Source organism: Variovorax boronicumulans NBRC 103145, assembly GCF_001591345.1.
Taxonomy (GTDB): Bacteria; Pseudomonadota; Gammaproteobacteria; order Burkholderiales; family Burkholderiaceae_C; genus Variovorax; species Variovorax boronicumulans.
This window is the reverse complement of sequence record NZ_BCUS01000143.1, coordinates 1-14,236: the sequence shown is the minus strand read 5'-3', so window position 1 is coordinate 14,236 and position 14,236 is coordinate 1. Positions and strand designations below refer to the sequence as shown.

At 67.6% G+C, this 14,236-nt stretch carries 18 protein-coding genes; 4 read left to right on the top strand and 14 right to left on the bottom strand.

Translation table 11 applies throughout. The features are described from left to right. Both VBO01S_RS27620 and rpoH read left to right on the top strand, forming a co-directional pair. Nucleotides 1-660, top strand: a 660-nt coding sequence (locus tag VBO01S_RS27620) for a LysR substrate-binding domain-containing protein (protein WP_062481381.1), incomplete at its 5' end; no start/stop codon positions are given. A 136-nt stretch (nucleotides 661-796) separates the two neighbouring features. Next, nucleotides 797-1,738 (top strand): RNA polymerase sigma factor RpoH, encoded by a 942-nt coding sequence (gene rpoH, locus VBO01S_RS27615; RefSeq protein WP_056577975.1) that lies wholly within the window; start codon nucleotides 797-799, stop codon nucleotides 1,736-1,738. Between the two features lie 68 nt (nucleotides 1,739-1,806). Here the strand turns inward: rpoH and VBO01S_RS27610 are convergent, their stop codons facing one another. The 6 genes from VBO01S_RS27610 to VBO01S_RS27585 are packed head-to-tail and all read right to left on the bottom strand — an operon-like array spanning nucleotide 1,807 to nucleotide 6,979. After that, nucleotides 1,807-2,637, bottom strand: a complete 831-nt coding sequence (locus tag VBO01S_RS27610; RefSeq protein WP_062481379.1) for a DNA alkylation repair protein — start codon at nucleotides 2,635-2,637, stop codon at nucleotides 1,807-1,809. Between the two features lie 16 nt (nucleotides 2,638-2,653). Beyond that, the gene (locus VBO01S_RS27605; protein ID WP_082818315.1) at nucleotides 2,654-3,274 is read right to left on the bottom strand and encodes an SCO family protein; all 621 of its coding nucleotides are present in this window, start codon (nucleotides 3,272-3,274) and stop codon (nucleotides 2,654-2,656) included. 12 nt (nucleotides 3,275-3,286) lie between these two features. Then, nucleotides 3,287-4,192 (bottom strand): heme o synthase, encoded by a 906-nt coding sequence (cyoE, locus tag VBO01S_RS27600; protein WP_062481375.1) that lies wholly within the window; start codon nucleotides 4,190-4,192, stop codon nucleotides 3,287-3,289. Then, on the bottom strand, nucleotides 4,189-5,412 hold the full coding sequence (locus tag VBO01S_RS27595) for a COX15/CtaA family protein (RefSeq protein WP_062481373.1): 1,224 nt from the start codon (nucleotides 5,410-5,412) through the stop codon (nucleotides 4,189-4,191). The genes cyoE and VBO01S_RS27595 overlap by 4 nt, the downstream gene beginning before the upstream one ends. Nucleotides 5,413-5,436: 24 nt before the next feature. Next, a complete protein-coding gene (locus VBO01S_RS27590) occupies nucleotides 5,437-6,120 on the bottom strand; it encodes a redox-active disulfide-containing membrane protein (RefSeq protein WP_062481371.1) in 684 nt (227 codons plus the stop codon). After that, entirely contained in the window at nucleotides 6,104-6,979 is an 876-nt protein-coding gene (locus VBO01S_RS27585; protein ID WP_062481369.1) for an SURF1 family protein, read from the bottom strand. The genes VBO01S_RS27590 and VBO01S_RS27585 overlap by 17 nt, the downstream gene beginning before the upstream one ends. A gap of 27 nt (nucleotides 6,980-7,006) precedes the next feature. On the opposite strand from VBO01S_RS27585, the gene VBO01S_RS27580 reads away from it, so the two are divergent. Next, nucleotides 7,007-7,237 (top strand): twin transmembrane helix small protein, encoded by a 231-nt coding sequence (locus tag VBO01S_RS27580; RefSeq protein WP_062481367.1) that lies wholly within the window; start codon nucleotides 7,007-7,009, stop codon nucleotides 7,235-7,237. An 80-nt stretch (nucleotides 7,238-7,317) separates the two neighbouring features. Here the strand turns inward: VBO01S_RS27580 and VBO01S_RS27575 are convergent, their stop codons facing one another. The 8 genes from VBO01S_RS27575 to VBO01S_RS27545 all read right to left on the bottom strand — a co-directional run bounded on the left by VBO01S_RS27575 (nucleotide 7,318) and on the right by VBO01S_RS27545 (nucleotide 13,798). Further along, a complete protein-coding gene (locus VBO01S_RS27575; protein ID WP_062481365.1) occupies nucleotides 7,318-8,199 on the bottom strand; it encodes a cytochrome c oxidase subunit 3 in 882 nt (293 codons plus the stop codon). 82 nt (nucleotides 8,200-8,281) lie between these two features. Then, complete coding sequence (locus tag VBO01S_RS27570; RefSeq protein ID WP_082818316.1) at nucleotides 8,282-8,449, bottom strand: DUF2970 domain-containing protein; 168 nt, start codon at nucleotides 8,447-8,449, stop codon at nucleotides 8,282-8,284. Between the two features lie 53 nt (nucleotides 8,450-8,502). Beyond that, nucleotides 8,503-9,132, bottom strand: a complete 630-nt coding sequence (locus VBO01S_RS27565; protein ID WP_056577955.1) for a cytochrome c oxidase assembly protein — start codon at nucleotides 9,130-9,132, stop codon at nucleotides 8,503-8,505. A gap of 35 nt (nucleotides 9,133-9,167) precedes the next feature. Beyond that, a complete protein-coding gene (locus tag VBO01S_RS33095; protein WP_216846572.1) occupies nucleotides 9,168-9,284 on the bottom strand; it encodes a cytochrome oxidase small assembly protein in 117 nt (38 codons plus the stop codon). A gap of 40 nt (nucleotides 9,285-9,324) precedes the next feature. Continuing rightward, a complete protein-coding gene (gene ctaD / locus VBO01S_RS27560; RefSeq protein ID WP_062481356.1) occupies nucleotides 9,325-10,962 on the bottom strand; it encodes a cytochrome c oxidase subunit I in 1,638 nt (545 codons plus the stop codon). Nucleotides 10,963-11,005: 43 nt separating this feature from the next. After that, complete coding sequence (gene coxB, locus VBO01S_RS27555) at nucleotides 11,006-12,184, bottom strand: cytochrome c oxidase subunit II (protein WP_062481354.1); 1,179 nt, start codon at nucleotides 12,182-12,184, stop codon at nucleotides 11,006-11,008. A 59-nt stretch (nucleotides 12,185-12,243) separates the two neighbouring features. After that, on the bottom strand, nucleotides 12,244-12,720 hold the full coding sequence (locus VBO01S_RS27550) for a DUF2244 domain-containing protein (protein WP_056578078.1): 477 nt from the start codon (nucleotides 12,718-12,720) through the stop codon (nucleotides 12,244-12,246). A 163-nt stretch (nucleotides 12,721-12,883) separates the two neighbouring features. Beyond that, nucleotides 12,884-13,798, bottom strand: coding sequence for a class I SAM-dependent methyltransferase (locus VBO01S_RS27545; RefSeq protein ID WP_062481352.1), 915 nt, complete (start codon nucleotides 13,796-13,798; stop codon nucleotides 12,884-12,886). Nucleotides 13,799-13,820: 22 nt separating this feature from the next. On the opposite strand from VBO01S_RS27545, the gene VBO01S_RS27540 reads away from it, so the two are divergent. Further along, nucleotides 13,821-14,236: type I phosphoribosyltransferase (locus tag VBO01S_RS27540; protein ID WP_169805094.1), on the top strand; the 416-nt coding region annotated here is incomplete at its 3' end.

Below are 14,236 nucleotides of genomic sequence, written 5' to 3'. Positions count from 1 at the left end.
CGCGCCCGGCGCATGGCGCGCGGGGCGGCGACGCTGCGGCTGTCGACCAGCGCCCGTTTCGCGACCAACTGGCTGCTGCCCCGGCTGCCGCAGTTCCGGGCCGCGAACCCGGGGCTGGAACTGGGTTTCGATATTTCCGATGCGCTGCGGGATTTCGACGCCGACGACATCGACGTGGCGATCCGCTTCGGCAATGGACAAGACCCGGGCACGCGCGCACAGCGCCTGTTCGACACCGTGATCGTGCCGGTCTGCAGCCCCAGGCTGCTCGCCAGCGGGCTCCCGCTGGCGACGCCTCGCGACCTGTTCCAGCACACGCTGTGCTACGTCGACTGGAAGACCGACGGCATGGTCTGGCCGAACTGGCCGATGTGGATGGCCGCGGCAGGCATCGAGGGCTTCGACGACAGCCGCTGCATCGGCTTCGCCGACTCGAGCGACGTGGTGCGCGCCGTCACCGAGAGCGGCATGGTCGGCCTGGCCGACCTGGACATGATCGGCGCCGACCTCGCCCAGGGCCGGCTGGTGCGGCTGTTCAACATCGGCGTACCCATGGCGGCGGGCTACGCCTACCACCTGGTCTACCCGGAAGGCAGCACTGGGGACCCGCGCATCCTGGCGTTCCAGGACTGGCTGCTGGGGCAGGCCTCCAGGACTTGAAAAACGCCAAACGGCATACAAATATCCAACAAATCGCGACAAAAGCTATCGCAACGATAGAAACCCAAGGGAACCCTTGGCTTAGCACTCCCTCTAACCGAGTGCTAATATGACCGCCACAAAGGAGTTTCCCCTGATGACAACGCTGTCTGGAGTCTCTGCCAACCAGCTGGCCGTCGCCAACCCCTGGTCGATGGTCCCCCCGCTGGGCAACCTGGATGCCTACATTTCGGCCGCCAACCGCCTGCCGCTGCTCACGCTCGAAGAAGAGCAGGGCTTCGCACGCAAGTTGCGCGACCAGAACGACCTCGAAGCTGCCGGTGCGCTGATCCTGTCGCACCTGCGCCTGGTCGTGTCCATTTCCCGCCAGTACCTGGGCTACGGGCTGCCGCACGGCGACCTGATTCAGGAAGGCAACGTCGGTCTCATGAAGGCCGTGAAGCGTTTCGACCCCGACCAGGGCGTGCGGCTGGTGAGCTACGCCATGCACTGGATCAAGGCCGAGATCCACGAGTACATCCTGAAGAACTGGCGCATGGTCAAGGTCGCGACGACCAAGGCGCAGCGCAAGCTGTTCTTCAATCTGCGTTCGATGAAGCAGGGTTTCAAGGCCGACTCGGCTGCGGCCGACAACGGCACGCACCGCGAGACGCTGAGCCCCGACGAGGTCTCGCAGATGGCCACGCGTCTGAACGTGAAGCCCGAGGAAGTGCTCGAGATGGAAACCCGCCTGTCGGGCGGCGACGTGCTGCTCGATCCGGGTCCGTCCGATGACGGCGACGAAGGCTTCGGCCCCATCGCCTACCTGGCCGACGCCACGCAGGAACCGACCGCTTTGCTCGAATCGCAGCAGCGCGACCGCCTGTCGAGCGACGGCATCGCCACCGCCCTGGAGGCGCTGGACGACCGCAGCCGCCGCATCGTCGAAGAGCGCTGGCTCAAGGTGAACGACGACGGCTCGGGCGGCATGACGCTGCACGACCTGGCCGCGGTGTACGGCGTGAGCGCCGAGCGCATCCGCCAGATCGAAGTGGCGGCGATGAAGAAGATGAAGAAGGCGCTGGCCGAGTACGCGTAAGCGTCACGACCGCCCTCCTCCACGAAAAAAGCCCGGCAGTGCCGGGCTTTTTTTCGTTCGGGGGCGCTTCAGGGCGTCGACTTGGTCAGCGTGCGCAGCGCCCGCTTCGCGATGTAGCGGGTCTCGGCGACCGGCGACTCGGCCACCCAGCGCGTGCACAGCGTCTCGACCCACTCGGGCTGCGTCTTGCTCGCGTCGTTGAGCCAGTTGGCGACCGAGTTCTGCACGTAGCGATGCGCGTCGGCGCGCAGCGGCTCCAGCAGCGGCAGCGCCAGCCAGGGCTCGGCCTTCAGCGTCTCGATCTGCGCGCACCACACGCCGCGCGGGCGCGTGAGCTCGCTGGCGAAGCGGCGCACGTTCGGATCGGCATCGGCCACCCAGGGCTGCAGCAGCGCCAGCGCTTCGTCGAGCGAATCGATGACGCTGTCGCGCACCGCCATCCAGGCGAACTCGCGCACGCCGAAATGCGGGTCGGCGGCGAAGCGGCGCGCGGCGTCGAGCTGGGCCGCCAGCGGCAGGCCCGACAGCGTGATCCACTGCACCGCCCAGCAGCGCGCCACGTCGCTGGCGTGCGTGGCCAGCCGGTGTGCCACGGCATCGCGTTCGGCGTGTTCGGCCGTCATGTCGTACAGCGCCCGTGCGATGTGGCTGTGGCGCTGCATGGGCTTGAAGGCGGCCAGCATGGCGAGCGTGTCGTCCAGCCGTTCGTGCGCCGCGTCGAGGCCGACATGGCCCGCCACGCTGCGCGCGAGCAGCGGCAGTTCGAGCGCGAGGAATTCGTTGAGGTTGACGGTCTCGAGCAGCCCGCCGTTCAGCGCGCCCAGCACCTCGGGCGGAATGAGTGCGATGCGGAACGCGCCCTTGCGCGACTTCAGGTGCGCGACCGATGCGGCGTCCATGCCCCGGGCGCCCGGCTCAGGACGCGAGCAGCGTCTTCAGGTCCGACACCATCGCCGGCACGCCCGCGCCGTAACGCGCGTAGAGCCGCAGCCGGCCTTGCGGGTCGTAGATGTAGCTGGCGGCCGAGTGGTCCATGGCGTAGCTGGTCGGCGTCTTGCCCTCGACCTTCTTGTAGTAGACCTTGAAGTCCTTCGCGACGGCGGCCAGCTGCTCGGGCGTGGGGATGAGCGCCACGAAGCTCGGGTCGAACGCGCCCATGTAGGCCTTGAGCACCTCGGGCGTGTCGCGCGCCGGATCGACGGTGACGAACAGCACCTGCAGCTTGCTGCCGTCGGCGCCGAGCTGCTGCTTGACCTGCGCCATCTCGGTCATGGTGGTCGGGCAGACGTCGGGGCACTGCACGTAGCCGAAGAACAGCACCACCGCCTTGCCCTTGAAGTCGGCCAGCGTGCGCACCTTGCCGTCGGCGTCGGTGAGCGAGAAGTCTTTGGCGTAGTCGGCGCCCGTGATGTCGACCGCCTGGAAGCTCTGCTTCGGCTGCTCGCTGCAGGCCGAAAGGCCCAGGCCCAGCGTGGCCGAGGCGGCCACCCAGCCGGCCGTGGCGGCGATCGATTTCAGGGCATTGCGCTTGTTCATGGGCAGGTCAGGTCAGCGGAGGTAATGGTCGACGAGCAGCGCCGCGAACAGCACGCTCAGGTGGATGAGCGAAAACCGGAAGGTCTTGCGCGCCAGCGTGTCGGAGTAGTTGCGCCACAGCGCGAAGGCATAGCCGGTGAAGCCGATGCTCACGCCGATGGCGACCACGAGGTAGAGCCAGCCGCTCATGCCGTAGATGAAGGGCATCAGGCAGGCAGCGAACAGGATGAAGGTGTACAGCAGCACCTGCAGCCGCGTGAACTCGTTGCCGTGCGTCACGGGCAGCATCGGCAGGCCGGCCTTGCGGTAGTCCTCGACGCGGTACAGCGCCAGCGCCCAGAAGTGCGGCGGGGTCCACAGGAAGATGATCAGGAACAGGATCAACGCCTCGGGACCGACGTCGCCCGTCATGGCCGACCAGCCCAGCACCGGCGGCATGGCGCCCGAGGCGCCGCCGATCACGATGTTCTGCGGCGTCAGCGGCTTCAGGATGACGGTGTAGATCACCGCGTAGCCGACGAAGGTGGCGAAGGTGAGCCACATGGTCAGCGGGTTGACCGTGAACCACAGCAGCGCCGAGCCGGCCGCGCACAGCAGCGCCGAAAACACCAGCGCCTGCATGTCGCTGAGCTGCCCGCGCGCCGTGGGGCGCCAGGCGGTGCGCTTCATCTTGGCGTCGATGCCCTTCTCGACCAAGCAGTTGAACGCGGCGGCCGCGCCGGCCACCAGCCAGATGCCCAGGCAGGCCAGCACGCCGCGCTGCACATCGGCCCACGACGGCAGGCCGGGCACGGCCAGCACCATGCCGATGAGCGCGCAGAACACGATCAGCTGCACCACGCGCGGCTTGGTGAGCGCGTAGAACTGGCGCAGCACGTTGGCGGTGCTGGCGTGCTGAACAGGAATCGGGGTGCTCACGCGGTGGCTTTCTTCGGTTGGGGGGTGCCGCGCGCATTGTCGGCGGCGCGCGGAATCGGTGCAGCGGCGGCGCTTTCGCGCCGGCTCTCGCACAGCGCCCAGGTCAGGACCACGGCCAGCGCCGCGGCGCCGCCGGTGTGGAGCACGGCGGCGGCCAGCGGCCAGCCGAGCAGCACGTTGCCCAGGCCCGTGGCCAGCTGCAGCAGCGCCAGCCCGAGCAGCCAGTGGGCCTGCGGGCGCAGCGCCTCGAGGCGGCGCAGGCGCCAGGCCAGCAGGCCGAGCGCCACGAACACGGCGTACGCCATGAGGCGGTGCGCGTAGTGGATGGCGGTGAGGGCGGAAAAGTCGAGCGGCTGGCCGTCGCCGGTCACGCCGAGGTGGCGCCAGATCTCGAAGCCCTGCACGAAATTCATCGGCGGCCACCAGCTGTCCTGGCAGGTCGGGAACTGCGTGCAGGCCAGCACCGCGTAGTTGGTGCTGACCCAGCCGCCGAGCGCGATCTGCAGCACCAGCAGCACCGCCGTGGCGATCAGCCCGTTGCGCAGGGCTGGCGACACGGCCGTGGGCAGGCGCTGCGCCGCCACCTGGCGGTAGCGCACGGCCTGGATGCACAGCAGCGCGAGCAGCACGATGGCGCCCATCAGGTGCATCGTGACGATGGCGGGGAACAGCTTCCAGGTGACGGTCATGGCGCCGAAGGCGCCCTGCAGGCAGACCCAGACCAGCGTGGCCGCGGGCCACCAGGCACTGAGCACGACGTGGTGGTGCGCGCTGTCGACCGGCGGCGCGGGCTGGCGCCGCTGGCGGCGGCGCACGATCCAGGTGGCGCCGGCCAGCGTGAGGATCAGCACCCCGACGCCGGTCGCGAGGTAACGGTGGACCATTTCGATCCAGGCCTTGCTGTGCGTCACCGGGCCGGTCGGCTGAGCCGCCTGCGCCATGGCGATCTCGTGGCGCGCGCCGGCCGGGCTGGCGTTGCCGTAGCAGCCGGGCCAGTCGGGGCAGCCCAGGCCCGAATCGGTGAGCCGCGTGAAGGCGCCGAACAGCGTGAGGTCGAAGGTGAGGAACAGCGTGAGCACGGTCAGCGCATGCAGCCGCCGCGCGGGGCCGGAGCCGGCATTGCGGCGCCACACCCAGACCAGCGGCCCGAGCGCGAGCAGCACGCCGGCGCCCATCATCCAGGCGATCGGCGTGAGGTCGTAGAGGGAGCTCGTGTCCATGAGGCGGTGGTTGTTCGCGCGGGCTCAGCGGCCCGCTTCGTCCCACGACGACGAGGCGCGCAGCAGGCGGTCGATGTCGCGCTTGGCGCGGCTCGCGCCGGCGGCGTCCATGCGGGCCGGGAAACGCATCATCCAGTTGCCCATCGGATCGACCACGTAGAGGTGCTCGGACAGCGCGTGCCCTTGCACGGGCGCGAGCCAGCGGGCGAGTTGGTCGGCCGGCACGCGCAGCACGGTCGCGCCGTGCAGGCCGTTGGTCAGGCGCTCGGGCACGGGCGCCGCGTCGCTCACGAGCCAGACGCGGTCCAGGCGGTCTTTCTCGCGGCCCAGGCTCTCGCGCAGTTGGCGCTGCAGGTACAGCTGCTGCTCGCACAGCGCGTCGCAGGCGGCGTCAGCCACCGCCACCAGCAGCCACTGGCCCTTGAGCGTGGCCAGCTCGACCGGCGCGCCGCTGCGGTCGGTTGCCGTGAGACGGGGCATCTCGCGCTGCGGATCGATCAGCTCGCCGTACACGCTGCGGCCCTCGGGCCGGATCACGTAGTAGGTGAAGTACGAGGCGATCACGGGTGCCGCGCACATCAGCAGCACGGCGATCATCTTCCAGCGCCCGTGGACGGTGCGACGGTTCTCGGCCTCGTCCAGCGCCTGGCCCGGCGACGGCATCGAGTGCACGGTCAGGCCCAGCGGCTCGTCAGAGGCCGCGGCCATCGCGTGCGCGGCGCCGCGCGCGCCGGAAGGGGGAGATGAATTGGAACCAGACATAGAGGATGACAACGAGGGCCGACAGGCCGAACCACTGGAATGCGTAACCGTAGTGCCTCTCCAGGCCCAACGCCGGGGCCGGCCAGTCGCGCTGCAGGCCCTCGGACGCCGGCCCGCTCTGCTGCAGCGACACGTCGGTGCGCAGCGGCAGCTGGGTCTCGCCGCGGAATGCCTCCAGGTCGAGATTTTGCCGGATGGGGGAAGACCCCTGAATGCCCGGTGCCGGAGCGGTGGGGCCTGACGCCACGGGGGCCGGTGCGGTGGCCGATGCCGCGGGCGCCGGTGCGGCCGCAGCCTTCGCGCCGAGTTCGAACAGATGGCTCGGCGGCGGCTCGATCAGCGCCGTGAGCTCGACGATGCCGGGCGGCGTCTCGACCACGCCGAGCTGCGTGCGGTCGACGAAATTGCGCTGCACCCAGCCGCGCTGGACCATCACGGTCTGCTCGCTGCCTTCGAGTGCGAACGGCGTCAGCACGTAGAAGCCCGGCGTGCCGTGCATCTGGCGATTGTCCAGGTAGACCGTCTGCGCCGTGAGCCACAGGCCGCGCAGGCGCACCGGCCGGTGCATCTCGCCGGCGGCTTCGCCCAGCGCCAGGAACTCGGCCTGGGACAGCGGGGCTTTCAGCTTCTGCGCGTCGATGCGGGCCTGCAGCGCCTCTTTCTGCGCGGCACGCGACAGCTGCCAGCGACCCAGCGACACGGTGGCGGCCAGCGCCAGCACGGCCGCCAGCGTCACGACCAGGAAACGGCCCCGGCCCGCGCGGCGGCGCGGCGTGGCAGAGGAAACGAGAGGCTCGGGGGTCACTGGAGCGGACGGGGCGTGCGGCCGATAATGCGGGTCATGAAATATTTCGTCGCCCTGATCTTTCTGGGCATCTTCGCGAGCCTCGCTTTCGCGCTCTACTTTATGCTGAAGGACGGTCGCGACGGGCAGAACAAGCGCGGCGGCATGGCCCGTGCCCTCACCTTTCGGATCGGCCTGTCGGTCTTTTTGTTCCTGTGCATGCTGCTGGCCTGGAAACTCGGCTACATCCAGCCCACCGGGCTCCCGCTCGGGAAGTAACAGATGGTGCTCGTTCCACGAGAACCATGAAAAAGGCGCCTTACGGCGCCTTTTTTCTGGAATGCCGTGAGGTTTTTCGCTCAAAGCCAATAGACCAGCACGTACAGACCCAGCCAGACCACGTCCACGAAGTGCCAGTACCAGGCGGCACCTTCGAAGCCGAAGTGACGCTCGGCGGTGAAGTGGCCCTTCTGCAGGCGCAGCGTGATGAACAGCAGCATCAGCATGCCGATGAACACGTGCAGGCCGTGGAAGCCGGTCAGCATGAAGAAGGTCGAGCCGTAGGTGCCCGAGCTGAGCTTGAGATTCAGTTCGGTGTACAGGTGGAAGTACTCGTAGCCCTGCACGCCCAGGAAGATCACGCCCAGCAGCACGGTGAGCCACATGAAGCGGATGCACTGTGCGCGGTGGTCGGCACGCAGCGCGTGGTGGGCGATAGTCAGCGTCACGCCCGAGCTCAGCAGCAGCGCGGTGTTGATGGTCGGCAGCCAGAACGGGCCGACGGTCTGGAAGGGCTCGATGATGCCGGCCGGCGAACCGGTCACGCCGGCGGCGACGCTGGGCCACACGGCCTTGAAGTCGGGCCAGAGGATCGCGTTGTCCAGGCTGCCGAGCGTCGGCAGCGCGTGGGTGCGGGCCCACCACAGCGCCGTGAAGAAGGCGCCGAAGAACATCACTTCCGAGAAGATGAACCAGCTCATGCTCCAGCGGTACGAGAGGTCGATCTTGTGGCCGTACTGGCCGCTCTCGCTCTCGCCGACGGCGGCGCGGAACCACACGAAGAGCGTGCCGAGCCAGATCACCATGCCCAGCAGCAGCGACCAGGCGCCCCACTGGTGGCTGTTGATCCATTGCCCCGCGCCGAGGATCACGAAGAACAAGCCGATCGCGGACACGACCGGGTAGGCCGAGGGTCCGGGCACGAAGTAGTAGGGCGTGGTGCCGTGGGTGGTTGAACTCATATCAGCTCCTGGCTTTCTTTCTTCTCTCGATTCAATGATTCTGGAGATCGTGGTTTTTTATCTTCGGCTCAGCAGGCAGCGCTCAGGCGGCCGCGACCACATGCCGCACCAGCAGCACCAGCCCGACCACGAAGACGATCACTGCAGCAAACGCCACCACGATGACGTGCAGCGGATTGAGCTTGCCCAGGTCTTCCTTGTAGGCGCTGTTGCGACGCACCCCGAAGAACGACCAGCCCACCGCCTTCATCGTGTCCCACAGCGTGGGCTTGCGGCGCGGGGCTTCGGGCGGCAACGACGAGGTCACGAGCGCGGCTCATCGGCGACAGCATGCGAAACGGCGGCCACCGGGGCCGGAGGCGTCTTGCCGCCCACCTCGAAGAAGGTGTACGACAGCGTGATGGTCTTGACGTCCTTCGAGATCTTCGGATCGATCACGAAGGCGACCGGCCACTGCTTCTTCTCGCCCGCGTCGAGCGTGTACTGGTTGAAACAGAAGCACTCGAGCTTGTTGAAATGCGCCGCGGCCTGCTGCGGCGCGTAGCTCGGAATGGCCTGCGCGGCCATGCGGCGGTTCTGCGTGTTCTGGAACTCGTACATCACCGTGTTCAGCTGGCCCGGGTGCACTTCGATGAAGCGCTCGGCCGGCTTGAAGTCCCACAGGCCACCGCGCACGTTGGAGTCGAACTCGACCTTGATCGTGCGGGTCATGTCGACCTGCGTGTTGTCCGGCACGCGCACGTTCTTGGCGCCGCTGGCGCCGCCTGGCACCTGGAGCTCGGAGAGCGCGAGGATGTTGATGCCGGTCATCTCGCAGATGGCGCGGTACATCGGCACCAGCGCATAGCCGAAGGCGAACATGCCGCAGGTCACGACGGCCAGCTTGCCGACCATGCGGACGTTGGCGCGGCGGATGCGTTGACCGAGGCTCATGCTGTTGCTTCCGTTCGGAGTGCGATGCGGTGCGGTCAGCGACCGCTGAACCAGACCATGCGGGCGATGAAACCGATGAAGAAGATCACCGCGATGGAGGCCAGCGTGAGCCCCATGCGTCGGTTGTTCTTTCTTTGTTCGGGCGTCGTCATCGTCGTGCGGTCGTGGTGCTTGTGCGGCGTGCGCGGGTGATCAGCCGATCACCTTGGTGGCGGTCACGTCGAGCTTGGGCGGGTTCTCGAAGGTGTGGAACGGGGCCGGCGACGGCACTTCCCACTCGAGGCCTTCGGCCGCTTCCCAGGGCTTCTGGGCCGCTGCTTCACCCTTGCCGCGCATCGAAGGCAGCACGATGAACAGGAAGAAGTAGACCTGGGCGAAGCCGAAGAAGAACGCACCCACCGAGGCGATGGCGTTGAAGTCGGCGAACTGCATGGGGTAGTCGGCATAGCGACGCGGCATGCCGGCCAGACCCAGGAAGTGCATCGGGAAGAAGGTGACGTTGAACGAGATCAGCGACCACCAGAAGTGGACCTTGCCGCGCGTTTCGTTGTACATCACGCCGGTCCACTTGGGCGCCCAGTAGTAGAAGCCCGAGAACATGGCGAACAGCGAGCCGGCCACCAGCACGTAGTGGAAGTGGGCCACCACGTAGTAGGTGTCCTGCAGCTGCGTGTCGATCGGTGCGACCGCGAGGATCAGGCCGGTGAAGCCGCCCATCGTGAACACGAAGATGAAGCCGACCGCGAACAGCATGGGCGTCTCGAAGGTCATCGAGCCCTGCCACATCGTGGCGATCCAGTTGAAGATCTTCACGGCCGTGGGCACGGCGATCAGCATGGTCGCGTACATGAAGAACAACTGGCCCGTGAGCGGCATGCCGGTCGTGAACATGTGGTGGGCCCACACGATGAACGACAGGATGGCGATCGACGAGGTGGCGTACACCATCGAGGCGTAGCCGAAGAGCTTCTTGCGGGCGAAGGCCGGGACCACCTGGCTGATGATGCCGAAGGCCGGCAAGATCATGATGTAGACCTCGGGGTGGCCGAAGAACCAGAAGATGTGCTGGTACATCACCGGGTCGCCGCCGCCGGCGGGGTTGAAGAAGCTGGTGCCGAAGTGGCGGTCGGTCAGCGTCATCGTGATGGCGCCTGCGAGCACGGGCATCACGGCGATCAGCAGGTAGGCGGTGATGAGCCAGGTCCAGCAGAACATCGGCATCTTCATCAGCGTCATGCCGGGGGCGCGCATGTTCAGGATGGTGACGATGATGTTGATCGAACCCATGATCGACGAGGCGCCCATGATGTGCATCGCGAAGATGCCGGCGTCCATCGAGGGGCCCATCTGCAGCGTGAGCGGGGCGTACAGCGTCCAGCCGGCCGCGGGCGCGCCGCCGGGCATGAAGAACGAACCGGCCAGCATGATGGCCGCCGGGATCAGCAGCCAGAAGCTGAAGTTGTTCATGCGCGCGAACGCCATGTCGGATGCGCCGATCTGCAGCGGGATCATCCAGTTCGCGAAGCCCACGAAGGCCGGCATGATCGCGCCGAACACCATGATCAGGCCGTGCATGGTGGTGAACTGGTTGAACAGCTCGGGGTTCACCATCTGCAGGCCGGGCTGGAACAGCTCGGCGCGGATCAGCAGGGCGAGCACGCCGCCGATCATCAGCATCGTGAAGCTGAACAGCAGGTAGAGCGTGCCGATGTCCTTGTGGTTGGTCGCGAACACCCAGCGGCGCCAGCCGGTGGGCGCGTGGTGGTCGTGATGGTCGTCGTGTGCGTGGCCGCCGGGGGCGTGACCGTGGGGGTCGAGGACTGCGCTCATGTCGTTGTTCCTTGCAATTTCTTCTTCGCGGGGCGCCGTCGGATCACTTGCCGCGCAGGGCCAGCACTTCGGCCGGTTGCACCAGCTGGCCCGTCTTGTTCGACCAGCTGTTCTTGGTGTACGTGGCCACGGCCGCGAGGTCGGTGTCGCTCAGCTGCTTCCAGGCAGGCATGGCACCGTTGTTCTGGCCGTTGAGCAGCACCAGCAGCTGCACCTTGTGGTCGGAATCGGTCACCTTGGCTGCGCCATCGAGCGGCTTGATCGGGCCTGCGCCCTTGCCGTTGGCCTGGTGGCAGGCCGCGCAGTTGGCGGCGTAGACCTTCTCGCCGCGTGCCAGCATGTCGGGCAGCGTCCAGACCTTGGTCGGGTCGTCGAGCTTGGCGGCGGCTTCCTTGCGCTTGGTGGCGACCCAGGCGGTGTAGTCGGCAGCCGACAGCACCTTCACGTGGATCGGCATGTAGGCGTGTTCCTTGCCGCACAGTTCCTGGCACTGGCCGTAGTAGTCGCCCACGGTCTCGGCGCGGAACCAGGTGTCGCGCACGAAGCCGGGAATGGCGTCCTGCTTGAGGCCCAGCTGCGGCACGGCGAAGGCGTGGATCACGTCGTTCGCGGTGGTGATGATGCGGACCTTCTTCTGCACCGGCACGACCATCGGGTTGTCGACCTTGAGCAGGTAGTCGTCGGGCATGGCACCCTTGGCACCGGCGTCGGACATGGCGCGCTGCGAGCTGTCGAGCGTGGAGATGAAGGCCAGGCCCTCGCCTTCGCCGTTCAGGTAGTCGTAGCCCCACTTCCACTGGTAGCCCGTGGTCTTGATCGTGAGGTCGGCGTTCGTGGTGTCCTTCTGGGCCACCAGCACCTTGGTGGCGGGCAGCGCCATCACGATCACGATGAGGAAGGGCACGATGGTCCAGATGACCTCGACCACCACCGATTCATGGAAGTTCGCAGCCTTGTGGCCCACCGACTTGCGGTGCTTCCAGATGGAATAGAACATCACCGCGAACACGGCGACGAAGATGACCGTGCAGATGATCATCATGATCGTGTGGAGCAGATGCTGCTCCTGCGCGATCTTGGTCACGCCGACCGGAAGATTCAGCTGGCGCACCGCGGGGCCGCCGGGCAGATCGTTGACTGCGTGCGCCGCGTTGCTGAACGCCGCGCCGGCCGCCAGCAACAGATTCGCCGGCCTGTACTTATTGCGCCAAATGCTCTTCATCGTGTTCACGTTTCTTCAATTTTTCGAAAACCCAACCGTGCAGCACCGCGCGAGCCCCCTCAGGCGCCACGCAACGCCATGCGAATCTCGCGCGCCAGTGCGGCTCGCAACTCCGGGCGTACATAGCGCCCCACCCTGACCGATCGACCTTGCCCCGAGACCTCGATCAGCGAACGATCGCCGGTCTGCGGTTCGATCCGCACCTGGTGCGGAAGAAATTCCGTGCGTTCGTAGTGCCCACCGTTCTCGAGCTCCACGACGAGGCGCCCGCCCTGCAGCGCGATCCGTTCGCCATCGGTGGCATGCCGCGCGTACATCATGAACGCAAAGCCCACCGCGGCCAGTTCGAGCCAGGCGAATGGCAATACCAGCGGCGCACCGTGCAGCCAGAACACCATGCCCGTTCCCAGAGATACCACGCACAGCGAGGCGTAGAGCCAGCCCAGCTGGCTCGGCGTCACCGAGCAATTGCGTTTCAGGAACCAGTGGATGTTCTGGCCTGAGACGGTGGCAAAACGAAACACGGAATTCGACACGGGCGAGTTCAGCAAATCGGTGCGTCGATGGTGGCCAAACCCCTCGTACAAACAGGATCCGACACCCCTCGATCACGGGACAATACCCGCGAGTTTCACGCAACGGCGGATTGTAGCGGGTAGAGCGCGGGCCCCGCGCACCGAATGAGGGCTGCCGGGTCGCTCAGGCGCCAGGGCGGCCGCGCTGGAGCATCGATCGCATCTCTCGCAGCGAGACCGCGCTCTCGGGCGACAGCGCCACGCGCGGCGTCGGCTTGAAGGCGTGGCCGTAGATGACCTCGAAGGTCAGCGCGATGCGGCCCTCGCCTTCCGCAGCCGGGGCCAGCTCGGGCAGGGCCTGCTTGAGCGCGCGGTGCCAGGCCTTGCCGCGCAGTGCGGGGAAGCGCGCCGGATGCAGGTTGCGCCCCAGCGTGCGCAGCTCGGCCAGGGCGGCCTCGGGGGTGGCCCAGGTGAGCACGATGCGCTCCATGTCCATCACGGGCTCGGCGAAGCCGGCATGCACGAGCATGTCGCCCCAGTCGTGCATGTCGGTGTACTCATGGCCGGCGGCGGGCCAACCGAGCCGGGCGTGCAGAGCGCGCAGCTCGCGCACCGTGTCCGGGCCGAGGCAGGAGAACATCAGGAAGCCGTTGGTCGCGACCAGCCGGTGCCACTGCGCGATGAGCGCCTCGGGGTCGGCCGCCATGTGCAGCGACATGTTGGCCCACAGCAGGTCCACGCCGTCTTCGGGCGTGGCGTCGAAGCGGGCCTTGCCGCCCTGCCAGCGGCGCGCGCTCCACCAGGGCGCGGTCAGTGCCTCGCCGGTCCGGTCGGCCAATGCGGGTTCGGATTCGATGACGAAGGCTTCGGCGTCGCGGTAGCGGCGGGCCAGCAGCGCGTGGGCTTCGAGGCCGCCGCGCAGCGGCGACCAGTCGGCCCAGGTGCGGGGCTGGGCCTTGATCCATTGCAGCCGGTCTTCCATCCGGCGGCCGATTTCCTCGTGCAGCCAGGGCGAGCCCTCGGCGGGCGCGAGCCGGCGCCAGCGGTCGGCCGCCGTGGGATCGATGGTCGGCGGTCTTCTTGCGGGGTCGGTGGCCATGGGGCCGTGAGTATATTGAGGCATGCACAACCGCCGGGCCCTGAGGCCTTTCACCTCGCTGCTCGCGCGGCTGCCCAGCCAGTGCGAGGTCTGCCGCGCCTGGCCCGCACAGCGCGTGTGCGACGCCTGCGTGGCCCGCTTCGCGCCGCCGACCCCGCGCTGCGGGGGCTGCGCGCTGCCGATGCCCGAGGGCGTGGCGCGTTGCGGCGAGTGCATCAAGCACCCGCCGCCGCTCGACGCCTGCCTCGCCGCCTGCACCTACGCGTGGCCGTGGCCCGACTGCATCGCCCAGTTCAAGTTTCGCGGCGAGGCGGGCTGGGCCGGTCCGCTGGCCACCCTGCTGCGCAGCGCGCCGTGGGTGGAGCCGGCGCTGGAGCAGTGCGACCTCGTGCTGCCGATGCCGCTGGCGCCCGGCCGACTGGGCGAGCGCGGCTTCAA

Bases quoted from the DNA above. Each gene is read 5' to 3' on its own strand.
- VBO01S_RS33095 (WP_216846572.1), bottom strand. From the start codon at position 9,284: ATGACGACGCCCGAACAAAGAAAGAACAACCGACGCATGGGGCTCACG.
- VBO01S_RS27565 (WP_056577955.1), bottom strand. From the start codon at position 9,132: ATGAGCCTCGGTCAACGCATCCGCCGCGCCAACGTCCGCATGGTCGGC.
- VBO01S_RS27595 (WP_062481373.1), bottom strand. From the start codon at position 5,412: ATGGACACGAGCTCCCTCTACGACCTCACGCCGATCGCCTGGATGATG.
- VBO01S_RS27580 (WP_062481367.1), top strand. From the start codon at position 7,007: ATGCGGGTCATGAAATATTTCGTCGCCCTGATCTTTCTGGGCATCTTC.
- VBO01S_RS27590 (WP_062481371.1), bottom strand. From the start codon at position 6,120: ATGGCCGCGGCCTCTGACGAGCCGCTGGGCCTGACCGTGCACTCGATG.
- rpoH (WP_056577975.1), top strand. From the start codon at position 797: ATGACAACGCTGTCTGGAGTCTCTGCCAACCAGCTGGCCGTCGCCAAC.
- coxB (WP_062481354.1), bottom strand. From the start codon at position 12,184: ATGAAGAGCATTTGGCGCAATAAGTACAGGCCGGCGAATCTGTTGCTG.
- ctaD (WP_062481356.1), bottom strand. From the start codon at position 10,962: ATGAGCGCAGTCCTCGACCCCCACGGTCACGCCCCCGGCGGCCACGCA.
- VBO01S_RS27610 (WP_062481379.1), bottom strand. From the start codon at position 2,637: ATGGACGCCGCATCGGTCGCGCACCTGAAGTCGCGCAAGGGCGCGTTC.
- VBO01S_RS27605 (WP_082818315.1), bottom strand. From the start codon at position 3,274: ATGAACAAGCGCAATGCCCTGAAATCGATCGCCGCCACGGCCGGCTGG.
- VBO01S_RS27570 (WP_082818316.1), bottom strand. From the start codon at position 8,449: ATGAAGGCGGTGGGCTGGTCGTTCTTCGGGGTGCGTCGCAACAGCGCC.
- VBO01S_RS27545 (WP_062481352.1), bottom strand. From the start codon at position 13,798: ATGGCCACCGACCCCGCAAGAAGACCGCCGACCATCGATCCCACGGCG.
- VBO01S_RS27575 (WP_062481365.1), bottom strand. From the start codon at position 8,199: ATGAGTTCAACCACCCACGGCACCACGCCCTACTACTTCGTGCCCGGA.